The sequence below is a fragment of the Atribacterota bacterium genome (genome assembly GCA_028717805.1).
Taxonomy (GTDB): Bacteria; Atribacterota; Phoenicimicrobiia; order Phoenicimicrobiales; family Stramentimicrobiaceae; genus Stramentimicrobium.
The window spans coordinates 1-22051 of sequence record JAQUNC010000019.1 but is presented as its reverse complement, the minus strand read 5'-3'; the positions used below and the strand labels follow the sequence as shown (position 1 = coordinate 22051).

General features: G+C 35.6%; 28 protein-coding genes, 3 tRNA genes, 1 other RNA gene and 1 pseudogene. 31 read left to right on the top strand and 2 right to left on the bottom strand.

The window, feature by feature from the left end; all coding sequences use genetic code 11:
* Nucleotide 1 precedes the first annotated feature (1 nt).
* Nucleotides 2-1099 (top strand): Xaa-Pro peptidase family protein, encoded by a 1098-nt coding sequence (locus PHD84_05660; protein ID MDD5637281.1) that lies wholly within the window; start codon nt 2-4, stop codon nt 1097-1099.
* Nucleotides 1100-1230: 131 nt separating this feature from the next.
* Here the strand turns inward: PHD84_05660 and PHD84_05655 are convergent, their stop codons facing one another.
* A complete protein-coding gene (locus PHD84_05655; GenBank protein ID MDD5637280.1) occupies nt 1231-1998 on the bottom strand; it encodes a thioesterase in 768 nt (255 codons plus the stop codon).
* A 204-nt stretch (nt 1999-2202) separates the two neighbouring features.
* Between PHD84_05655 and PHD84_05650 the strand changes: the two genes are divergently transcribed.
* From PHD84_05650 to PHD84_05635, 4 genes are all read left to right on the top strand, one after another.
* Nucleotides 2203-2276: transfer RNA gene (locus PHD84_05650), tRNA-Arg, on the top strand.
* A 203-nt stretch (nt 2277-2479) separates the two neighbouring features.
* A complete protein-coding gene (tadA, locus tag PHD84_05645) occupies nt 2480-2935 on the top strand; it encodes a tRNA adenosine(34) deaminase TadA (protein MDD5637279.1) in 456 nt (151 codons plus the stop codon).
* A 25-nt stretch (nt 2936-2960) separates the two neighbouring features.
* Nucleotides 2961-3055, top strand: a tRNA-Ser gene (locus tag PHD84_05640).
* A gap of 212 nt (nt 3056-3267) precedes the next feature.
* Nucleotides 3268-3522: a helix-turn-helix transcriptional regulator gene (locus PHD84_05635; GenBank protein MDD5637278.1), complete on the top strand. Its 255-nt coding sequence runs from the start codon at nt 3268-3270 to the stop codon at nt 3520-3522.
* A gap of 55 nt (nt 3523-3577) precedes the next feature.
* Here PHD84_05635 and PHD84_05630 read toward each other — a convergent pair whose 3' ends face one another.
* Nucleotides 3578-3688, bottom strand: coding sequence for a hypothetical protein (locus PHD84_05630; protein MDD5637277.1), 111 nt, complete (start codon nt 3686-3688; stop codon nt 3578-3580).
* A 142-nt stretch (nt 3689-3830) separates the two neighbouring features.
* Here PHD84_05630 and PHD84_05625 point away from each other — a divergent pair, with 142 nt between their 5' ends.
* The 26 genes and pseudogenes from PHD84_05625 to pdxT all read left to right on the top strand — a co-directional run bounded on the left by PHD84_05625 (nt 3831) and on the right by pdxT (nt 21819).
* Nucleotides 3831-4349 (top strand): cysteine hydrolase, encoded by a 519-nt coding sequence (locus PHD84_05625; protein ID MDD5637276.1) that lies wholly within the window; start codon nt 3831-3833, stop codon nt 4347-4349.
* Nucleotides 4350-4494: 145 nt separating this feature from the next.
* Nucleotides 4495-4875, top strand: a complete 381-nt coding sequence (locus PHD84_05620) for a DUF1801 domain-containing protein (protein ID MDD5637275.1) — start codon at nt 4495-4497, stop codon at nt 4873-4875.
* A 217-nt stretch (nt 4876-5092) separates the two neighbouring features.
* A complete protein-coding gene (locus tag PHD84_05615; GenBank protein MDD5637274.1) occupies nt 5093-5872 on the top strand; it encodes a PhzF family phenazine biosynthesis protein in 780 nt (259 codons plus the stop codon).
* Between the two features lie 24 nt (nt 5873-5896).
* Nucleotides 5897-6289, top strand: a complete 393-nt coding sequence (locus PHD84_05610; protein ID MDD5637273.1) for a 2-oxo acid dehydrogenase subunit E2 — start codon at nt 5897-5899, stop codon at nt 6287-6289.
* Between the two features lie 142 nt (nt 6290-6431).
* Complete coding sequence (locus PHD84_05605) at nt 6432-6812, top strand: OsmC family protein (protein ID MDD5637272.1); 381 nt, start codon at nt 6432-6434, stop codon at nt 6810-6812.
* A 77-nt stretch (nt 6813-6889) separates the two neighbouring features.
* Nucleotides 6890-7531, top strand: a complete 642-nt coding sequence (locus PHD84_05600; protein MDD5637271.1) for a dihydrofolate reductase family protein — start codon at nt 6890-6892, stop codon at nt 7529-7531.
* Between the two features lie 198 nt (nt 7532-7729).
* On the top strand, nt 7730-8662 hold the full coding sequence (locus PHD84_05595) for an EFR1 family ferrodoxin (GenBank protein ID MDD5637270.1): 933 nt from the start codon (nt 7730-7732) through the stop codon (nt 8660-8662).
* 159 nt (nt 8663-8821) lie between these two features.
* Nucleotides 8822-9286, top strand: a complete 465-nt coding sequence (locus tag PHD84_05590) for a YbaK/EbsC family protein (GenBank protein MDD5637269.1) — start codon at nt 8822-8824, stop codon at nt 9284-9286.
* A 164-nt stretch (nt 9287-9450) separates the two neighbouring features.
* Complete coding sequence (locus tag PHD84_05585) at nt 9451-10137, top strand: isoprenylcysteine carboxylmethyltransferase family protein (GenBank protein ID MDD5637268.1); 687 nt, start codon at nt 9451-9453, stop codon at nt 10135-10137.
* Nucleotides 10138-10311: 174 nt separating this feature from the next.
* Complete coding sequence (locus PHD84_05580; protein ID MDD5637267.1) at nt 10312-10872, top strand: DUF3795 domain-containing protein; 561 nt, start codon at nt 10312-10314, stop codon at nt 10870-10872.
* Nucleotides 10873-11427 (top strand): hypothetical protein, encoded by a 555-nt coding sequence (locus PHD84_05575; GenBank protein MDD5637266.1) that lies wholly within the window; start codon nt 10873-10875, stop codon nt 11425-11427.
* Between the two features lie 44 nt (nt 11428-11471).
* Nucleotides 11472-11771, top strand: coding sequence for a DUF3795 domain-containing protein (locus PHD84_05570; GenBank protein ID MDD5637265.1), 300 nt, complete (start codon nt 11472-11474; stop codon nt 11769-11771).
* A gap of 286 nt (nt 11772-12057) precedes the next feature.
* Nucleotides 12058-12398, top strand: a pseudogene (locus PHD84_05565) (cupin domain-containing protein).
* Between the two features lie 67 nt (nt 12399-12465).
* A complete protein-coding gene (locus PHD84_05560; protein MDD5637264.1) occupies nt 12466-12996 on the top strand; it encodes a flavodoxin domain-containing protein in 531 nt (176 codons plus the stop codon).
* Between the two features lie 42 nt (nt 12997-13038).
* Nucleotides 13039-13713: an endonuclease III gene (locus PHD84_05555; GenBank protein MDD5637263.1), complete on the top strand. Its 675-nt coding sequence runs from the start codon at nt 13039-13041 to the stop codon at nt 13711-13713.
* 241 nt (nt 13714-13954) lie between these two features.
* Nucleotides 13955-14048 (top strand) — tRNA-Ser (locus tag PHD84_05550).
* 16 nt (nt 14049-14064) lie between these two features.
* Nucleotides 14065-14328, top strand: an RNA gene (gene ffs / locus PHD84_05545) — signal recognition particle sRNA large type.
* A gap of 46 nt (nt 14329-14374) precedes the next feature.
* Nucleotides 14375-16063, top strand: a complete 1689-nt coding sequence (dnaX, locus tag PHD84_05540; protein MDD5637262.1) for a DNA polymerase III subunit gamma/tau — start codon at nt 14375-14377, stop codon at nt 16061-16063.
* 18 nt (nt 16064-16081) lie between these two features.
* Nucleotides 16082-16390 carry a YbaB/EbfC family nucleoid-associated protein gene (locus tag PHD84_05535; protein ID MDD5637261.1) on the top strand — a complete coding sequence of 103 codons (309 nt, stop codon included), beginning with the start codon at nt 16082-16084 and terminating at the stop codon, nt 16388-16390.
* Between the two features lie 13 nt (nt 16391-16403).
* Nucleotides 16404-17018, top strand: a complete 615-nt coding sequence (gene recR / locus PHD84_05530) for a recombination mediator RecR (protein MDD5637260.1) — start codon at nt 16404-16406, stop codon at nt 17016-17018.
* 30 nt (nt 17019-17048) lie between these two features.
* The gene (locus tag PHD84_05525) at nt 17049-17621 is read left to right on the top strand and encodes a 2-oxoacid:acceptor oxidoreductase family protein (GenBank protein MDD5637259.1); all 573 of its coding nucleotides are present in this window, start codon (nt 17049-17051) and stop codon (nt 17619-17621) included.
* A complete protein-coding gene (locus PHD84_05520; protein ID MDD5637258.1) occupies nt 17618-17935 on the top strand; it encodes a 4Fe-4S binding protein in 318 nt (105 codons plus the stop codon). Before PHD84_05525 ends, PHD84_05520 begins: the two co-directional genes overlap by 4 nt.
* Entirely contained in the window at nt 17932-19116 is a 1185-nt protein-coding gene (gene porA / locus PHD84_05515) for a pyruvate ferredoxin oxidoreductase (protein MDD5637257.1), read from the top strand. Before PHD84_05520 ends, porA begins: the two co-directional genes overlap by 4 nt.
* A 13-nt stretch (nt 19117-19129) precedes the next feature.
* Complete coding sequence (locus PHD84_05510; protein ID MDD5637256.1) at nt 19130-20056, top strand: thiamine pyrophosphate-dependent enzyme; 927 nt, start codon at nt 19130-19132, stop codon at nt 20054-20056.
* Nucleotides 20057-20284: 228 nt separating this feature from the next.
* Nucleotides 20285-21169: a pyridoxal 5'-phosphate synthase lyase subunit PdxS gene (pdxS, locus tag PHD84_05505; GenBank protein MDD5637255.1), complete on the top strand. Its 885-nt coding sequence runs from the start codon at nt 20285-20287 to the stop codon at nt 21167-21169.
* Between the two features lie 80 nt (nt 21170-21249).
* Entirely contained in the window at nt 21250-21819 is a 570-nt protein-coding gene (gene pdxT / locus PHD84_05500; protein ID MDD5637254.1) for a pyridoxal 5'-phosphate synthase glutaminase subunit PdxT, read from the top strand.
* Nucleotides 21820-22051: the final 232 nt, after the last annotated feature.

The window sequence follows — 22051 nt, the reverse complement described above, 5'->3', positions numbered from 1 at the left end:
AATGTTTAATAAAAAATATACTGATAAACTTCGCAAGTTAATGGGAAACAATAATATCGATGCCATCATAATTGGTCCCTCGGTTGATTTGGATTTTTTGACTGGATTTAATCCCCGCATTTGCGAAAGATTCCAGGCCTTCTTTATTTTATCAAACGGCCAATCTTTTCATATCTCCCCACAGCTTTATTTTGAGGAGGCTGAAAAACACCTCTCCGGCCAGGCAGACCTCTTTATGTGGAAAGACAGTGAAAATTTCTTAGACGCAGTTGAGCAAGCCAACCGGAAGTATCATCTGACAGGTAAAACAATTGCCATCAACAGCACCATAAGAGGAGTAGACCTATTGGAACTTAAAGATCGGCTTCCGGCCAACTTTGTCAGTGGACATGAGCTATTGGAGGCACTAAGAATTAAAAAGGAGAAAAGTGAAGTAGAAAAACTAAGGCTAGCTGCCCAGATAGCCGATGAGGTGGTGGGGGAGACTATCGCATACATCAATCCCGGCCGGACCGAAAAAGATATCAAAAAGAAGATAAAGGAACTATTTACCCAAAGGGGAGTTAGCCTTGCCTTTGATCCTATTGTGGCCTCTGGTCCCAATAGCTCTATGCCCCACTACTGTGATGATTCCCGAACCATCCAAAAAGAGGATATCATTATTTTAGATTTAGGCTGTCAGTATGAAGGCTATTGTTCTGATATATCCAGAACTGTTTTTGTTGGCAACATCACAGAGGAACAACAGCAGGTCTATCACATCGTCCTAAAAGCCAATAGAACTGCTGAGGCAAAGGTTAAAATAGGGGTCAGCGCAGAGGATGTGGATAAAGCAGCACGGGATATCATTACCCAGGCAGGCTATGGCCAGTACTTCCTCAACAGAACAGGACACGGCATTGGTATCAGCGTACATGAAGCGCCCTACATCAGGACCGGCAACAAACAGATCTTAGAGCAGGGTATGTCCTTCAGTATAGAGCCTGGTATCTATCTCAAGAATAGATTTGGAATACGTATTGAGGATATTGTAGTGGTGGGAGATAGTAAGTCTGATATCCTGAATAATTTTTCTAAGGAGATTATTGTAATTAAATAAATAGTTTATTTTCAGAATATTAGTTTAGAAATCGTTTTTTTTCTAAATTTCTGGTTAATAATGATTTTTAAATCTTAATTACCTTTTTAATTTGATAAGTAGCTTTATTAATTATCCGGAATATTATAATATTATTTAAAAAGCTGCCACTGAGTTACCACCTCAGTAGCAACTCTCTGCTTATTTTTATCCCATATTTGATCAGATATCAGCTGTTTTGATTTATCTTGCTGGGGGAATATTTTTTGTTGCACCATAATTTCTCCTGGATATTTAATTTCATGATGATATAAAACCTGTAGATGTTTTAGGGTATAATGCTGTTTTATTATCTCGGGCTTGTTTTCCATAATCCAGCCTATATATCTGGAGTTATGAACATGACCCAGGATATCAATATCTTGCATTTGAACAACATATTCTTTTTCTTCATTTTGATATTTAGGTTCCCTGAGAAGGAATGAATTTATAATTGATAAGGAGCATGCTTCTACTGGTTTAATTAGCCAAAGATTTGATAATGCCAAAGGTATTTTTGCTGGTCTTTGTTTATTCATATTATAGAAGATCCAGTGAGAAGACGCCTTAATTATACTCTCATTCTGATTGCTTTTTATTAAAAACTCTCGATAAGCGAAACATCTCTTAATCCGAGAAATCCAGGTTTCGATTTCAATCCTCTCTCTTAAATGAGGCCATCTATTAATACTGATATTCCAGGAGAGTAGTATCCAGGAATATCCTTTTTTAAATAAGGTTTCTATGGAATAGCCTAATGATTCAGAGTGGTGTCCTGCAGTATCATTAAAATAGTCGATTAATTTAACTGGATTTAATTGCTGATTATTTAAAACATCATATGAATGTACTTCAAATGTTTTATTAAAAGCCTGTTTCATAATTCCTTGATATAAATTCTAATTTTAAATATTTTTAATTATCAAAATTATCAAAATGCTCAGAATGCAACATTGCTTTATATTATAATAAAGAGAAATTTTTAAGGCAAGTGTTACTATAATATTATTTCATTTGACGAAGATATTAAATTATAATAAAATCTAATTTAGCTTTAGAGCTAATTATTATCCTCTCATCTAAATGCGCCCGTGGCTCAATTGGATAAAGCAACTGACTACGGATCAGTAGATTGGGGGTTCGAGTCCCTCCGGGCGCACCTTTTTAACATCATACTATCTGGAAAATTAAAACTGAAAAATAAATATTCTATACTCTAAAAAATTGTCAGTAAAAGTTTTTATATAAAAATAGAGTGAAAAAGTAATAAAAGGATTTCAAGGGAGTAAGCTCCCCTGACCATAGCTTAGCCTTAGCTAAGGTTAAAAATATTTCTTATCTTTATATAGGTAGAGTAGTTTAATGATAGATAATATTCACCAGATGATAATGCAAGAAGCGATTCAACTGGCCTGGGAGGCTTTTTACAGGGAAGAGGTTCCGGTTGGAGCATTAATCGTTTTAGATGAACAGATTATTGCCAGGGCATTTAATGAGAAGGAAATGACCCATGACCCCACCGCTCATGCTGAAATTATAGCACTACGTGAAGCATGTGCCAGAGTAAATAGCTGGCATCTGGATGATGCAATAATGTATGTAACTTTAGAACCATGTCCCATGTGTGCTTATGCTATCATTCAAGCCCGACTAAAGAAACTCATTTTTGGAGCATATGATCCTAAAGCAGGAGCTGCGGGCAGTGTTATTAACATTTTTGAAAAAAAGCTGTTTAACCATGAGATAGAAGTCATTGGTGGTATCCTGGAGGATGAATGCGGCGCAGTATTGAAGAAGTTTTTCCTGAATAGAAGATAATATGTCTGTCATTATCAGGTCATAAGGAGAGGTGGCTGAGTCCGGTTGAAGGCGCTCGACTCGAAATCGAGTAGGCGGCTAATAACTGTCTCGCGGGTTCGAATCCCGCCCTCTCCGCCAATTGGATAAAGAAAGGGTTAGCTCGTCCTCTGCGAGGACTCAGCTGTCGAATTTAGGTACAAATTTAATTTTTTGTCTTTATTCCACGAAGCGGAACGCCAGAAGCAGGCTTTTCGAATTTTTATGATTTATTAAATCCATTTTATTTGATAGTATAGAAATGAAAACAATAATTATATATCTTACTACAATACTATCAAAACTTTGAAATTATGATAAGTGGAAAAACAATCGGTAAAAATATCAAGAAAATGCGAGTAAAACTTGGCTTAACGCGAAATGATTTAGCCAAGAAAGCGGATATAAAAAATACAAAGCTTACCAAGATCGAAAGCGGTATAGTTAATAAACCAAGCGTTCAAACTATGGCAAAAATCGCCCAAGCTCTTGGTGTTTTAATAGAGAATTTATTAAATAAATCGGCGACAATGAACAAGGAAGATACTGACAAACACAATAGAACCTGAAAAAATATTTGCTCGAACTTTTTTTTGGCCAAAAGTGGGATTTTTTCATTTTTAATCATAGCGGACTTTTAATGTTTTTAAGTTTTGGATATGTTACTTTGGTATAAATCTGAGTTGTTCTGATATTCCGATGCTCCAAAAGTTCCTGTACATATCTGACATCCATGCCATTTTCTAAGAAGCCATTGAGGGGTCAGATACTGTCTTGAAATATCACTTTTTTGTTATATTTCAAGACCTTACCCCCAAGACATTCTATAATTAATAAATATTTTTATTCATTTTTAAGATAAGGAGAAAATATATTTATGAGAAATAAGCAAGCACTGTTGGTGATTGATATGCAAAAAGAAGGCTTGTTAAATAGAGAAGTATTTAGAAAACAAGAGTTAATTAATAATGTAAATAGCTTAATAGATTTTTTTCACAGAAAGAATAAGCCCATATTTTTTATCAGACATACTAATCAGTCTTTTTTAAAAGAAAACACTGAAGGCTGGCAAATATGTGAAGAGCTGAATTTATCCGGAGCAGACATAATTATAAACAAGAAAAATGTCAATGTCTTTCGAGAACCACATTTTTTAACTTTGCTTAAGGAGTTTAACATAACAGAGGTGGTAATCACCGGATTAGTTTCCAATGGATGTATTAAAGCAGCCGTTCTTGGTGCATTAGAGATGGGATTTTCAGCAATATTAATTAGCGATGGACATAGCACCTTCCATAAGAATGCGGAAAAGATTATTTCAGATTGTAATTTACAACTGGGAAAGCAGGGAACCAAGGTAGTTCCTACTGTCTCCTGGCTAAAAATGCAATTATAGATTTCTATAATGTGAAAAAAATAAAGATGAGATAAAATATTGTAACTGGAGCTGGAAAGCCTATTTGCAGTGGAAAAAATACTAAACTATTTTCCCTACCGGGTAAAATAAGTTTCATAATAATCAGGAAATAGGAGAGAAGCCTATGAAAAATGTTCCGGATTCACCCAAAGATATCGATGAATATATCGTCAACTTTCCACCTAAAGTACAAGAAATTCTAAAGCAGATAAGAACTACAATTAAAGCAGCTGCACCCGGTGCACAGGGAACAATCAAATATCGGATGCCCACATTTGTTTTAAGTGAGAATCTGGTACACTTTGCAGCCTATAAGAGCCATATTGGATTTTACCCCATACCTTCTGGAATTGATAAATTCAAGGACGAACTATCATCCTATAAACACGCGAAAGGTTCAGTTCAATTCCCTATCGATAAGCCAATACCTTTAAGGTTGATCAGGAAAATAGTGGAATTCCGGGTAAAAGAAATCAAAGCGAAAACATCAGCCCAAAAGAAGTAATAGTTGAAGAAATAAGAATCTATAATAGAATAGAAAAATAATACTTTAGATAAATTGAGAATAGTGCAATCTGATCAATCAGGATAAGCAAAGCACTTTTTTCTGCCAGTACAAAAAATGCAGCTATAGAAAGAACTGTTACCCAGGTTCAGTAATTAAATAATTCTATTAGTAGTTTGTAGTCATTTATAACAAATAATTGACAGGGAGGATGAAAATGAGAGTAGCCATCTATCAAATAGATGCCTTTACCAATGAGCAATTTAAGGGAAATCCTGCGGCGGTATGTCCTCTGAAAGAATGGATAAATGATAATTTAATGCAAAGCATTGCTGCAGAGAATAATCTTTCCGAAACCGCTTTCTTTATAAAAAGGGATGATGAATATGAATTGCGTTGGTTTACTCCCAAAGGGGAAGTTGACTTATGCGGACACGCTACTTTAGCTAGCGCTTATGTTATCTTTACCTATCTGGATAAAAGAATTACAAGGGCTATCTTTCAGACTAAAAGCGGAAGGTTAGAGGTAAGCAAGGAAGGGAGTAATCTGGCTATGATCTTTCCTTCCCGGGAAGGAAAATCGTGTAATGCTCCAGAATTGCTTATAAAGGGTCTGAGAAAGAGACCGAAAGAGGTGTACCTATCCAGGGATTATATGGCAGTATTTAAAACAGAAGAAGAAATCAGGAATTTAACATTAGATATGGAGGCATTAAAGCAACTGGACGGATTGGGAACAATTGTAACAGCCAGGGGAGAAGGGGTGGATTTTGTCTCCCGGTTTTTTGCCCCGAAGCTGGGAGTGGATGAAGATCCGGTGACTGGTTCCAGCCATTGTACTTTAATACCTTATTGGAAGAGAGTGTTGGGGAAAAATGAATTCGTAGCATTACAGTTATCGAAGAGAGGTGGAAAAATTTTCTGTACTGATTTGGGTGAAAAAGTCAAAATCTCCGGAGAAGCGGTAACTTATTTAGTAGGACATATCAACATTTAATCTTTTCCTGAAAGGATGAATAGAGTGAAAAATATTGGTGAATACCACGTAAAAACATTTCCAGCCAGTCAATTAGCGACCATCGATATTGGATTTATCAGTCATATGAAACAGTATGTCAGGGCGTTGATAGAACTGGATGTTACGGTAGCGCGAAAACTGATTTATGAAAAAAGAAGGCAGAATCAGAATATATTATGCTCTTCCCTGTTTCCAGCGAGTATTTATCCTATTTCTTTTACCATCGGCTCGATTATTAAAAAGCCTGGGGTAAAAAATAAAAGGGTAGAGATCAGAGAATATCTTTATGTTACAGTGTTAGTTGATCACGATATCATTGATGGTGCTCCTGCAGTTAGAGCCCTGTCTAAACTTACCAGACTGGTGGAAAGAGGATATGGTTGGGAGGGAAATTGAAGATTAAGGGATATGGTCTTGAAATATAAAAAAGTGATATTTCAAAGCCTGACTAAAGAAGTTTTGTTGTTTATAATTGTTCTATTGATTAATATATTATAGTATTAGAAAAAATAAATATTTAACAGAAGGATATTTAAAAATGGTTAAATGTATAAATACAGATAGAAGGTATAAATGTATTATAGAAAGTTCAAATAGTAAACTTTTTTCAGATACTACCAGGGATAAAGGTGGCTCTGAAGAAGGAATCAGACCTCATGAATTGTTGGAAGCAGCCTTAGCTTCCTGTTTAAATATCACTATTAGAATGACTTTAGATAACTTAAGAATTAAGGCGGATAATATCCTGGTTAGAGTTAATTTGGTAAGAAATGTTGAAGACAAAACAATCTTTAATTATGAATATAACATTAATGCAGAGTTAAATAATTATCAAAAGGAAAAAATAGAGGAATCTGTTACCAATTGCCCAGTAAAACAGACCTTACTAAAAGAGATTAGTTTTAACAAAATCAATTAATATATTTTAATACAAGATCATCTAGTGGTTCTTAATGAGAATTTGGTGATTCGGAGAACATAAATAGGAGGCCAAGTATGCGTATTGATTGTATTATTGGAATGAGCTTAGATGCCCGGATTGATTGGATAAAAAATCCTCAAGAATTACAGGAAATTTACTATGGTATCGTTATACAATCACAATATGATGGTATTATTTGTGGCAGCACAACCATATTGGATGCAACTTATGATGAAAACAATACTGAAAAATATTCCCATCAACAATTAATTGTCATTGATAGTAAAGGTAAAATAAAAAATTGGCCAATTATTAAAAAGCAAGCTTGGTGGAACGATAAGCCTATTGTTTTTTGCTCAAAGGAAACCAAAACTGATTATCTTAATAAACTGGAAGAGGAGGATATTAATTATATTGTTACAGGGGAACACAGAGTCAAACTAAAAGACTCATTATTAATAGTTGAAAAGAAGTATGGAATTCAAACATTACGAATTGACAGTGGTGGTAGTTTATTAGGCCATATGCTTCGAGAACAGCTGGTTGATAATATTGTCACGATCATTGTTCCTCAAATGACGGGAGGAATGAGTCCTAAAAATATTTTTGTTGCTAACGATCTTGATAATATTGATGGCGTTATCTCCTTGAAATTAAAGGATTGTAAAGTAATCAAAAAACAGTATGTTGTTATCAAACATGAAGTACAAAAATGATTAGGATTATTATTTTTTATTTTAACTCCAACTCCAATAAGAATGAAGAATTTTTAGAGCTTAAACAATTTTCCCAGCAAAGTCCAGCCAACAGCATTTATCCAGCTATGTTGACCAGCGCCTTCGCCAAAATTTCCTCTAATCAAAAGCTCCCTTCAGTAACTTCGGGTAAATGAAAAATGTTTGGTGTAATTTGAAATGCTTCCATTAAGGAGAATAAAGGAGAATAAAAGAATGAAAGCTCGGATATTTTACTTTACTGGAACAGGAAACTCCCTCGTAGCTGCTAAGAAAATTGCTGAGGGTATAGGAGGATGTATAGATCCAGTAGTAAGATATAAAGAACAACAAACGGTTAAAATAAAAGAAGAGGTAATCGGAATCGTATTGCCCGTATATCTTGCTCAGGTTTATGGCATCCCAGAAATCGTGAGGCAGTTTCTTGGGAAGATAGAATATGTAAAAAACAAATATTACTTTATCGTATGTACCCATGGTGGATATGCCTATCCAAATGCATTTCCAACGATTAACCGTTGTGTTAAAATTGTGAGGTCACATGGCGGGGAAATAAATGGTAGATTCTATGCCCGATTTCCAATGAATAACTTAGATTATGAACATATTCCAGTTCCTATCGAAAGAGACACCTCAATAATATTGGCAAAAGCAGAAAAAAAGATAGAATTAATAATTGAAATGATATTAAAAAAGAAAAAAGGAGATATTATTATTCAGGATGTTTTTAATTTCACATTAGGACGACTATTATCGATTGCCAAGGAACCAATAATGAGATCCATGAGGAAATATGCTCAGGAAAAGGAAGATTCAAAATTAACCTATCCCCAACTTGTCCATTTATCGGACAAGAGTATAAAATTTAATGAAGAAAAATGCATTGGATGCGGGATATGTGAAAAAGTCTGTCCTGTTAGCAACATCAAAATGGACCATGGAAAACCATTTTGGATGCATAACTGCGAAATGTGTTTTGCTTGCGATGAATGGTGTCCGCAAAAGGCAATCCATCATTGGGGAAAACTGGAGGGAAAAGACTATCACCATCCCTCTATTGCAGTAACAGATATTATAGAGCAAAGGAAATTGGGGTCTATAATTGAAAAATAACAAAAAGTGATATTTCAAGACAGTATCTGACTCCCAAAACCAAAACTGAAAAAGCTGTCTACCCCTGTAGCTTTATTGAAGAAACCCCACCAAAAGATTTTATGGAGTGGATTGATTAATGATAAATAAAACATTTTAAAAACAGTGAAGGATAAACAAATGAATCAGTATGAAAAAAAATTACAAAAGTTTATTAAGGATAATCATATTCAATGTGAATATCTACAATTCGATCAATCATGTCATTCAGTTTTAGAAGCGGCCAGAGCAGCAAATGTGGATCCTGATGATTGTGTAAAAAATATCTGCTTGATTGATGCAGAAGATCATTTAATTGTAGCTATCGTGAAAGGCGATGACAGGGTAAGTACTTCCAGGGTTGGGAGAGCTTTAAATATAGAAAGACCGCGTACTGCCACGCCTGATGAAATTTTAAAGAAAACAGGTTATCCCTGTGGTGGGACGCCTTCTTTTGGATATCAGGCTGAATTTCTTGTTGATCCGGCTGTTATGGAAAAAAATATTATTTTAACTGGGGGAGGGTCTGAATACTCACTTATAAAAATATCTCCGAAAGAGTTGCAGAAAAAGAACAATGGTAAAGTTGTAAAAATCAGGAAATAACTTATCGCTATTGCCTATAGGATGATTCCCTGATTCCTGGCGTTTTTGAAATCATAACTATTTTTAATCATGGGACTATAGGTAACAGAGTTTTTTATATCATCAAGAGAAGTGAATAATTTTTTTGATAAGGATGGATTTTCAGAAATAAAAGGAGACAAAAAATGAATATGGATATTGTAAGAAGAATGGCACAGGTATTTCTAACACTTTTAATACAGAGCATTATCCTTTTTGTTTCTGCCGGGACACTGAGCTGGAATTGGGCTTGGATTTTTATCGTCATCGGAATATTTATTTTAGTGATTAATTATACTGTACTGCCCAGGGAAGTGATTGAAGAAAGAGGAAGAGAAAAGAAAAATGTTAAAAAATGGGATAAAATATTGATGAGCATAAATATTGTTCCAATCTTGGGAATCTATGTTCTTTCTGGATTGGATTATCGGTTTAGCTGGAGCCCCTATTTGCATTATAGTATTCATATTCTTGGCATTATTGCTGTATTTTTAGGGTCGATGCTCTTCACCTGGTCAATGGTATCAAATAAATTCTTTTCTACCATGGTCCGTATTCAGGATGAGCGAGGTCACAGCATAGCAGCAGAAGGACCATACAGGTATGTACGGCATCCCGGCTATGTCGGTTATATAGTAATGGCGATAGCTACACCACTGACTTTAGGTTCAATTTACGCTTTACTGATGTCCTTTCTTGTTATGATAATATTCATCATTCGTACTATATTGGAGGATAAAACCTTACTTAAGGAGTTGGAAGGCTATAAAGGGTATTCTAAAAAAGTGAAATACAGGTTAATTCCTTGTATATGGCTATATGGTCATATTTAATTGTCCCCAGAGATATAATATAATTAATCAAATTTTTATATCTTTAAAAATCAAAGCATCAAGGACTGCACCTAATACGACTTATTTTACTAGTTGTCAATATGTATTCAGGCTGATAGTTTAGCTTGGAAACCATTGTCTGATTAAATTTTAGAGATTGTGTGGAAGTAGTTTATGGAAATAAAGTATCGAGAGATTGGCATATGCGGTCTATCCTGCCGACTTTGCCCGCATTATCACATGAATACCGAAAGCCGCTGTCCGGGATGTAAAAGTGATGGCAGGATAAAAGTGGGATGCCCTTTTATTGCCTGTGCCATTAAGAGAAAGGGACTTGAATTTTGCTGGGATTGCGCTGATAGCAGTTTCTGCGAAAGATGGAAAAATCACCGAAATGCGGGGAAAAAGGTAGATTCATTCAAATGCTACCAAAAATTAGAAGATGACATTGCATTGATTTGTGAAATAGGTATTATAGCGTTTGAGAAGGTCCAGAAAAAGAGAGAGCAATCATTAAGAGAGATGTTGGCAAAGTTTAATGAAGGACGTTCTAAAAGCTATTATTGTATTGCAGCTACTATTCTGGAGATCGGAGAGCTGGAACAGGCATTAGCAGAGGCAAAGCAAAAATCTATTGGACTGGATATAAAAGGTAAATCCAGATACCTTCATTCTATATTGGATGATATCGCCAGGAAGAAAAAATATTATCTAAAGATAAGAAGGGGAGAATAAATGATGGAAGAAATTAATCTCAATGATTTTTCATCAACGAATCCCAGGATTAAATATACCTGTGCTAAACAATCCATTATTGTTTCCCAAGAGAAACCTGGCCAACTTTATCCGGACATTGATTTTTTCATTGAACTGCTTGATAGCTCAAACAATATAATAAAATGGACAGCGATCCGGGTTATCGGAAACCTGTCCAAGGCAGACCGGGAAGATAAGATTAGCTTCATTCTTCCTCGTTTGTTGGATTTTTTAAGACGTGGAAAGCTAATTACAGTTAATAATACAATTCTGGCACTGACCGAAATCGCCAAGAACAAATCAGAACATTCAGATAGAATTATGAATGAACTGCTTAAAATAGAAGACTATCGTCTTGAAACACCGGGATGTACCAATATTGCCATTGGTAAAACATTAATTGCTTTTAATAAGCTGAAGGGCTTGATACCAGATAAAAGAAAAATAATACCCTTCATTGAAAAGCAAAAAAATAATCCCAGAGATGCCACCAGGAAAAAGGCGTTAATGCTATGCAAGAAGATTTTTAAATAGACAGATATAAAAAATTGACAATTATTTTTTAAGGAGGAGCGAATATGACTCAAGTTTTATCCGTTTGCGGATTATTATGTGACCAATGTGAATATTTCAATAGCCATTGTGCAGGCTGTCAAGCTGTTAGAGGATCTACCTTCTGGGCACAAGAGGCTTTTCCGGATAAAATATGCCCTCTATATCAATGCTCGGTGATGGAAAAGAGATATTCTCATTGTGGCCAATGTCCTGAACTTCCCTGTAAAAAGTATGCTAACCTGAGAGATCCTAATATTTCTGAAGAAGAGCATGATCAATCAATCAAAGAAAGAGTTTCAAGAATGAAACAAATGGAAAAATAAAAAGTCTTTATCTTAATAAGAGGTGATCATATGGATTATGCTCAGGTTATAAAGAAACTTTCAGCCTGTGGATTGGATTGCAGCATATGTTTCTCTCTGCCTTTAATCTGCCAAAAGAGGTTTATATTGCTACAGCCGGAGCCATTGGTTTGTTAATGATTCAACCAGAATCGTTACCTATTTTCTTAAAATTCTTTTGAAAAACTACTTATATATTCTGTAAATTAATATTATGTTAGAATATGCTAAAATATTAATAGTAAAATAAAAAATCAGGGAGAGATATATGATTATTAAAAAATTATCAGATATGCCTATCATGAAAACTGCACATAATGTTGATGCCAGAAATCTCTAAAACACCGAGAACGCAGTCATTTCTGTTATTACATTAAGACCAGGACAATCTTTAAAAAAACATATTACACCTGTAGATGTAGCTTTTACGTTTTATATGGCAGGGGTGTGGTTGAAATAGGAAATGAGAAAAAAGCCGTTGAAGCCAATACATTAATCGAGAGTCCTAAAGATATCGTGCACTGCTGGTATAATGGGAGCGATACAGATCTTTACTTTATGGTCATCAAGGTATCCAGACCTGACAGGGAAACCAAATTCATTTCATAATGACGTTTTCAATAGGTGATCAAAATAAAAATTATAAGAATAAAGTTGAAATGTACAGGTTAGCATAATGAAAATTTTAGTAGTATACAAATCAAAAACAGGATTCACAGAAAAATATGCTCGCTGGATAGCTAAAGAACTGAAAGCAGATATTTTTGATTACCATAAAGTAAAACAGAAAAAATTAGAGAGATATGATATCATTATTTATGGTGGCAGTCTTCATGCTGTGGGGATTATAGGAGTAAAAATAATAACCCAGAATCTCAATAAATTGAAAAACAAGAAGGTAATTGTTTTTGCTGTGGGTGCATCCCCCTTCCGGCAAGAGGTTATCAAGGAAGTTAGAGATGAAAATTTTTCTAAAGAAGAACAGGAATATATTAAATTCTATTATCTTCGTGGCGGTTTTAATTATAATAAATTACCTCTTTGGGATAAAATTCTAATGAAACTGCTACAAATGAAATTAAAGAGAAAAAAGATTCTGACACCTGATGACAAAGGATTGCTAAATGCTTATAAAAAACCAGTAGATTTTACCTGTAAGGAAAATATAGCAGAAATAGTGTCCTATGTGCAGTCTCTTAGTGCCTAAAATAGCACCATAATTGTTTTTATAGATTTGGAGCACATATAAATGATTTTACCTCATGCCAGGGATTTAGATTTTGATAAGTTAATGGAAAAGCTATATTCTGAGATTTTGGCTTTTGATCATCTCCCCTTGATTAATCAGATAAAAAAACAAGAAGAATATTCTTATCGAGTTTTAATAAGTACAGTATTATCTTCTCGTACTAAAGATGAAATTACTGCTCAGGCGACAGAAAGGCTATTCAGAAGAGCACCAGATGCAGTAAGCTTATCCCGAATGACTGAAGAGGAGATTATAAGTTTAATTTATCCGGTCGGATTTTATAGGATAAAGTCAAAAAATATAAAAAATCTTGCCAATATTCTGATCAAGAAATATAACAGAACAGTACCTGCTAATATTAGCGATCTAATGCAATTACCCGGAGTTGGTAGAAAGACAGCAAATTTAGTTCTGGGTATTGCTTTTAATATTGATACTATTACTGTGGATACCCATGTTCATCGAATATCTAACCGCATTGGTCTTGTTAAGACCAAAAGCCCTGCGGAAACAGAACAGGATTTAATGAAGATATTGCCACAAAAATACTGGATTTCTTTTAACACCTATTTAGTAGCACATGGTCAAAAAATATGTAAACCTATATCACCATGGTGTTCACAATGTAAAATTATTTCCTTTTGCCAGCAGATTGGAGTGACCAAGTATCGATAATTAAGCCAATATAATAACAGCTGAAATCAACTTTTACAACATCTGTGATAATAAAGCAGTATAACTTAAAATAAAATTTGTATCGCTTTTCATCCGGTTTTATTAAGCAGAACAGAATCAGGAGAATTTTTCCAGCAGAAAATTATAGAAAAAGTGGATTTTTTTAACAAAATGTATTAAAATTAAAGACTGTCTGCATCTATATTAGATTGAACTAAAGGGAATATTGTTATATCTTTTTGGAGAGGTACCGAAGTGGTCATAACGGGATCGCCTGGAGAGCGATTGGGCGGCCAAAAGCTGTCTCGCGGGTTCGAATCCCGCCCTCTCCGCCATATTTTGGAATGATGACCGTGCTAGATGGGGAGTTAGCGGTGCCCTGAACCTGCAATCCGCTAGAGCAGGATCGAAAGCCTATTTAAGGTCTTATCTTTTCAAGGTCTGACTGGAATAAGTGATGTTGAAGACTGGGTCCTGTGCAGCAAAGAATTACTAATCCCGTCAGGTCTGGAAGGAAGCAGCGGTACGTAAAACTCTTTGGGTGCCGCAGGGAAACCTGGTTGGAGTTAACTGTTTCAATATCGCTTGGGAAGATAGATCGAGGATAGGGCACGGTCATCTCTTTGCAAGAATTATATCAGAATTGTGACGGAAATTGTAAATGGCTCAATACCAATCCATCTATAGAAAATGGAGACCTCAATCCTTTGAAGATGTTGTAGGTCAGAATCATATCACCCAGACTCTAAGGAATGCTATTAAACTGGATCGAATCTCTCATGCTTACCTTTTTTCCGGTCCTCGTGGTGTTGGGAAAACTACTACTGCTCGAATTTTGGCTAAAGCCCTCAATTGTCAGAATGGTCCTACAGAGCATCCCTGTAACCAATGCTCCTGTTGTATCCGTATTAATAAAGGTCAATCTATGGATGTATTGGAAATTGATGGAGCTTCAAATCGTGGGATTGAAGAAATTAGAGAGTTAAGAAGTAAAATTGGTTTTGCTCCCGCAGAGGGAAGATACAAAATATATATTATTGATGAAGTGCATATGCTAACTAATGAGGCGTTTAATGCTTTGTTAAAAACTTTAGAAGAACCCCCCAGTCAGGTGTTATTTATTTTCGCTACTACTGCATCTCATAAGGTTCCTAAGACAATTTTATCTCGTTGCCAATGTTTTTATTTTCATAGAATTTCCATTGAGGAGATGGTAGAAAAATTAAAAAGAATTGCCGAAGAAGAAAAACTAAATATTGATTTATCTTCTTTGCGTTTAATTGCTGAAAGTGCCACTGGTTCTATGAGAGATGCAGAAAGTATCTTAGATCAGGTTATTACTTACAGTGAAAACAAGGTTACACCCGAAGAGGTCAGAGATATTTTAGGATTTATGCCACGTGAAATATTCTGGCAATTAATAGAGGCTATAATTAATCATAATACTGAGATAGGACTTAAGTTGATTAATAAACTAGTCAGAGAAGGAGTAGAGCTAAATCAATTTGTCCAGGATTTGCTTATTTATACTCATAATGTTTCTCTTCTTAAAGTTTTAGGCAAAGATAATCCTTATTCTCATCTATACCTGGAAAGCTCAGAGTTGAACAAAATCTGGGTATTGTTAGTAAATACTGATATTAAGACCATATTTGATATTATAGAAGAATTAAAAATAATTGAGGAAAGGATAAGGTTCCATCATTATCCCTGGGTTTTATTGGAATTAATGATAGTAAAGCTAACTCATGCTAAAGACAAATCTACCCAACAGGAATCTCTTGCCGCAGATATTATTAGTAAAAGTGTTACTGTTAAAAAGGTAGAAAAAATACAGCCAGCAATAGAGAAAGACAAAAATGAATATCCTTCTAAAGATAAAGTCACAACAAATATGAAAAACCAAAAAAAGTATGAACTTGAAAAATTATGGCCAAAAGTGCTATCCAGAATAAAGAAGGAAAAAATTTCTCTTTATGCTTTTTTAATGGCTGGAAATAGCATTGGCATTGAGGATGACCAATTAATTGTTAGTTTTTCAGCAGATTGTCTTTTTCATAAAGAAAGTCTGGAAAAAAAGGAAAATAAAGAAAAGGTAGAGACAATTTTAAAAGAAGAGTCAAATTGTGAAATTAAATTGAAATGTATTATCGAAGAAAATAAGAGCAAAGAAGACAAACGCTTTGCTTTAGAAAGGAATAAAGGTAAAATAAAAGATAACCATTCTTTGGTTAAACCGGTAGTGGGAGAGAAGAAAAAGAATGATAGCAATAAAGAGGAAAATTTGACTGAGAATGATATTTTAAAAAGAGCTCGTGACTTATTTGGTGGAGAGATAAGCAAAGAATAAGAAAAGAGGTTGTTAAATATGGATATGAAATTCTTAATGAAGCAGGCTCAAGAGATGCAGAAAAAAATGGAAGCTCTAAAAGAAGAGCTATCCCTTAAGGAAATAAAAGTTACCTCCGGAGGCGGCATGGTAGAATTAGTTATTAATGGACAGCAGGAAATTAAAGAAATTCATATTGAGCCAGATATTATTGACTCTGAAGATAAAGAAATGTTAGAAGATTTAGTTCTGGCAGCAGTCAATGAAGGGATTAGACAATCTAAAGAAATGGTAAATGAAGAAATAATGAAATTAACTGGTGGTATGAATCTACCAGGATTATTTTAATGGTTAATAAAAAATGAGTTATCAATATGCAAGACCATTAGCTATATTAATTGATGAATTATCAAAACTCCCTGGTATCGGCCCCAAAACTGCCCAGAGATTGGCATTATATATTCTAAATATTTCTAGAGAAGAAGCAGGAGTATTAGCTCAGTCTATTATCAATGCCAAGGAGAAGATTAAAAGATGTCAGATTTGTCATAATCTTACTGATCAGGATATCTGTGAAATATGTCAAGAAAAGACCAGACAGAGAGATACTATTTGTGTTGTAGAAACAGCGCGAGATTTAATGGCACTGGAAAAGACAGGGGGATATAAGGGATTGTATCATGTTTTACTGGGAGCCATTTCTCCTCTGGATGGAGTAGAACCAGATCATCTAACTATTGATCATCTTATTTCTCGCTTAAAAACTGAGAAAATAACGGAAATTATTTTAGCTACCAATCCTAATATCGAGGGAGAAGTAACTGCTTCCTATATTGCCAGGCTGGTTAGACCTTTAGGTATAAAGGTAACAAGAATTGCCTATGGAATACCCATAGGGGGCGATTTGGAATATGCTGATGAAGTAACCTTAACACAAGCCTTAATAGGAAGGCAAATTTTTAAAAATGAAAAATAAGGTGATAAATAATTAATGGAGGTATTTCTTATGAAAAAAATTATTGAAGTTCGATGGCATGGCAGAGGTGGGCAGGGTGCCGTTACCGCTTCTAAGTTGCTTGCCACTTCTGCCCTGGCTGAGGACAAGTATATTCAGGCCTTTCCTGAATATGGACCAGAAAGGATGGGTGCACCCATTCAGTCTTTTACCAGGATAAGTGATGAACCAATTAAGATTCACTGTCATGTAACTAATCCAGATATGGTAGTAGTACTTGATCCAACCCTAATTGGCACCGTTGATATTACGGAAGGATTACCTGATGAGGGCATAATTGTGGTCAATACTAATAAAACTCCAGCTGAAATAAGAAAAAAACTTGCTGTAAAAGGTAAAAAAATATTTACTATTGATGCCAGTAAAATTGCTCAAGAGGAGTTGGGGCGTCCACTACCCAATACCCCGATGATTGGAGCCTTAATTAAGGCAACAGGGTTGTTAAAGTTAAAAAATGTGATTAATGATATAAAGAGTAAATTTTCCGGCAAGTTTAGCCAAAAAGTTATTGAGGGAAATGTAAAAGCAATAGAAAGAGCATATCAGGAGGTGAAAAGCGAATGAGCGCTATTAAACAAAAGGGATGGAAAGAGATTCCCAAAGGAGGTTTGATTCTGGAAGCGGGAAACTCCGAACAGTATGAGACCGGTTCCTGGCGTTCTCAAAGACCGGTAAGAGATGAACAAAAATGTACACATTGCCTGATTTGCTGGGTCTTTTGCCCGGATTCTTCAATTATAGTAGAGGATGGCAAGATAAAGGGCATTGATTATAAGCATTGTAAGGGTTGTGGCATTTGTGCTGCTGAATGCCCGGCAAAAGCTATTGAAATGAAAGATGAAAATGAATTTAGAGAAAAGGAGGGAGTAAAAAAATGAGCACTAAGACAGTAGCTATTACGGGAAATGGAGCAGCTGCTTATGCTTTTAAACAGATAAATCCTGATGTTGTAGCTGCTTATCCTATTACTCCGCAGACTGACTTGGTTCAGAGTTTTTCTGAATATGTAGCAGATGGACTGGTTCATACTGAGCTTATTACTGTAGAAAGTGAACATAGTGCCATGAGTGCCTGTGTTGGAGCTGCTGCTGCCGGCGGTAGAGTTATGACTGCTACTTCTGCAAACGGACTGGCTTTAATGTTTGAAATTTTATATATTGCGGCTTCCAGCAAATTACCCATCATTATGCCGGTAGTTAATAGAGCATTATCTGGACCTATTAATATCCATTGTGACCATAGTGATACTATGGCAGCTAGAGATGCGGGGTGGATTCAGATTTATTCTGAAAATGCTCAGGAAGCTTATGATAACATTATTCAGGCAGTTCGTATTGCAGAAAATATGAAGGTTAGACTACCAGTTATGGTTATGTATGATGGATTCATCATCTCCCACGGCATTGATAGGGTTGATTTTTTAGATGATACTACTGTCCATGATTTTGTTGGCAAGTATCAACCAAATTACCCACTGCTTGATATTGACAAACCATTAACCTTTGGTCCCCTGGATCTCTATGATTATTATTTCGAACATAAGCATCAACAGGCTGAAGATATAAAAAATTCTAAACCGGTTATACTGGAAATTGCTAAGGAATTCAGGGAAATTTCAGGTCGAGAATACGGTCTATTTGAATCTTATCATTTAGAAGATGCTGAAACTGCCATTGTTGTTTTATCATCAGCTGCTGGTACTGCCAAGACAGTAGTTGATGATTTAAGAGGCAAAGGTAGAAAAGTTGGTCTTTTAAAACCGAGAATTTTTAGACCATTCCCCTATATGGAAATTGCACAAGCCCTGTCACATCTGAAGGCGATTGCAATATTGGATCGTTCTGTCTCTTTTGGAGGTTTTGGAGGCCCTCTCTTTACTGAAATTAGGTCAGCAATGATGGAATTTGGAAAGGTACCGCAGAACATCAATATAATCTTTGGTTTAGGTGGACGAGATATTAACCAGCAAGATATCACGGGGATTTATGACCAATTGGATGAAATTGTGAAATTTGGTAAGGCGAAAGAAAGAATACAATATCTTGGAGTAAGAGAATAGGTGGTGAAATAAGATGGCAAAATTAAAAGAATTAACTAAGAAACAGGATGTTTTAAGCCCGGGACATCGTTTATGTGCCGGCTGTGGCGCTTCTATTGCTGTTCGGCAGGTTTTATCTGCCTGTGATGACCCTGTAGTAGTAGCCAGTGCCACTGGTTGTCTGGAAGTAGCAACTACCATTTATCCCTATACCAGCTGGCGTTCATCATTCATTCATAATGCTTTCGAGAATGCAGCTGCTACTATCAGTGGTGTGGAGGCTATGTATCAATCCCTCAAGAAACAGGGAAAGATTGATAAAGAGATAAAATTTATTTCTTTTGGTGGAGACGGTGGTACCTATGATATTGGCTTACAGTCTTTATCTGGTGCCTTAGAGAGAGGTCATGACTTTGTCTATGTCTGTTACGATAATGAAGCCTATATGAATACCGGGATTCAACGTTCCAGTGCTACACCTCGTGGAGCCTGGACTACCACTACACCATGTGGTAAAGTAATTCCTGGTAAAACACAATACCGGAAGGATTTAACCGGGATTATTGCAGCTCATAAAATTCCTTATGTGACACAGGCTTCCATCTGGCGCTGGAATGACTTAATTGATAAAGCACATAAAGCTTTCTATACCAAAGGGCCAGCCTTTTTGAATGTGCTATCTCCCTGTCCCAGAGGTTGGCGTTTTCCCTCAGAAGATACTATCAAAATGGCTAAGCTTTCTGTTCAAACAAATTTTTGGCCATTGTATGAAGTAGAAAATGGTAAATGGAAATTAAACTATAAACCAAAAGAGAGATTACCAGTGACTGAATGGATGAAACCACAGGGTAGATATAAACATCTTCTTACCCCGGAGAATAAATCACTAGTAGAAGAAATACAACAAGATATTGACGATAACTGGGAAAGACTGCTTACTCTATGTGGAGAGAAGCAATAACATAACAGGTAAAAAGCAACGACAATATGACATTTTTCTCTACTTGTTTAGGGAAGGTAAATAGTTTATTGGAAAACTAGACTGCTCTAATCTTTTCTTTCGATTAGGGCAGTCTATTAATTTAACTATCGTTATCTACTTAAAATTTGTTTACAAGTATTATATAATTAGTTGCAGAAGAAACATAGGAGAGATATATCGCTAAAAGAAAACGAGGAGGGTTAAAGAATGGTAGAAAAATCTACTGAAAAAACTAAAAGAGGTTTAGCTCAGATGTTAAAAGGCGGAGTAATTATGGATGTAGTAAATGCAGAGCAGGCTAAAATAGCTGAGAATGCAGGTGCAGTGGCTGTCATGGCTTTAGAAAGAGTGCCAGCTGATATTCGTGCTACTGGCGGTGTAGCACGTATGGCAGATCCCAGGAAGATAAAAGAAATTATGGAAGCAGTAACCATTCCGGTAATGGCTAAGGCCAGAATTGGGCATTTTGTAGAAGCACAGGTGTTAGAAGCACTGGAGGTTGATTATATTGATGAAAGCGAAGTCCTTACTCCGGCAGATGAAAAATATCATATCAATAAATATAATTTTAAAGTTCCTTTTGTGTGTGGTGCTAGGAATTTAGGAGAAGCCTTAAGGAGAATTGCGGAAGGTGCAGCAATGATTAGAACCAAAGGAGAAGCCGGTACTGGAAATATTATAGAGGCAGTAAAGCATATGCGTTGTATGAATGAGGAAATTAGAGCAATAAAGGGATTGGATAAAGAAGAATTAATCATTAAAGCCAAAGAGTACGGTGCACCTTTTGAACTACTAATGGAAACTGCATCCTTAGGTAGATTGCCAGTAGTCAATTTTGCAGCAGGGGGTATCGCTACACCAGCTGATGCAGCGTTAATGATGCAATTAGGCTGTGACGGTGTTTTTGTTGGTTCTGGCATTTTTAAATCTGAGGATCCAGAAAAGAGGGCAAAAGCAATTGTAGAAGCTACTACACATTATAATGATCCAAAGCTTATCGCCAGAGTTTCTGAAGGATTAGGTCAGGCAATAAAAGGAATCTCTATAGACAAAATCCCTGATGAAGAAAAGATGCAGGTAAGAGGCTGGTAATTATTTGGTACATATAATATCTTAATGAGTAAACGAGTAAAATAGTTGAACAATGGTTGAGAATGAAGGAGCAATTATATATGAAAGTAGGGATTTTAGCACTACAGGGTGCATTTTTAGAGCATTTAATGATGATTAAGCAATGTGGACAGGAAGTGATACCAGTAAAAAACAAATCTGAGTTAAATCAGGTAAAGTGTCTGATAATACCTGGTGGAGAAAGTACTGCCATTGGAAGGTTAATGAATAGAAGTCAATTGGATGAAAGAATCATTGATCTTTATAATCAAACTAATATTCCTATTTTCGGAACTTGTGCTGGCATGATTTTATTAGCAAAAAAGGTAGAAGGACAACATCAACCTACTTTAGGATTAATTGATATCACTGTCAGGAGAAATGCCTATGGTAGGCAGATTGAGAGTTTTGAAGTTGAATTGGAAATTACCGGAGTCACTCCCCCTCTATTTAAAGGTATTTTTATTAGAGCTCCTTATATTACCAAAACTGGGGAAAATATCCAAAAATTGTGTTCTTTTAATCAAAATATCGTATTGGCTAAAGAGGGAAATATTCTGGTTTCATCTTTCCATCCCGAATTGGGAAATGATTTGAGAATACATCAATATTTTTTGAAAATGTGTCAATAAATTTTAATAATTTTTCTTGACAACTCCCCCTATCTCTGTTACTATCTTATTTGCCCTTCTTAAGGTAGAACCATTCTTTGGTTTAAACCGGGGGGTCCTGTACCTTGATAAACAAATAGCACCCAGCCAGATGCTTTGATCTAACTTTATCAGGTTGCCCTCACTCACAGAGGCAGCCTATTTCGGTGTCAATTTTAAGGGGAGAGCAAAGAGACGGATTTCGGTTCATCTC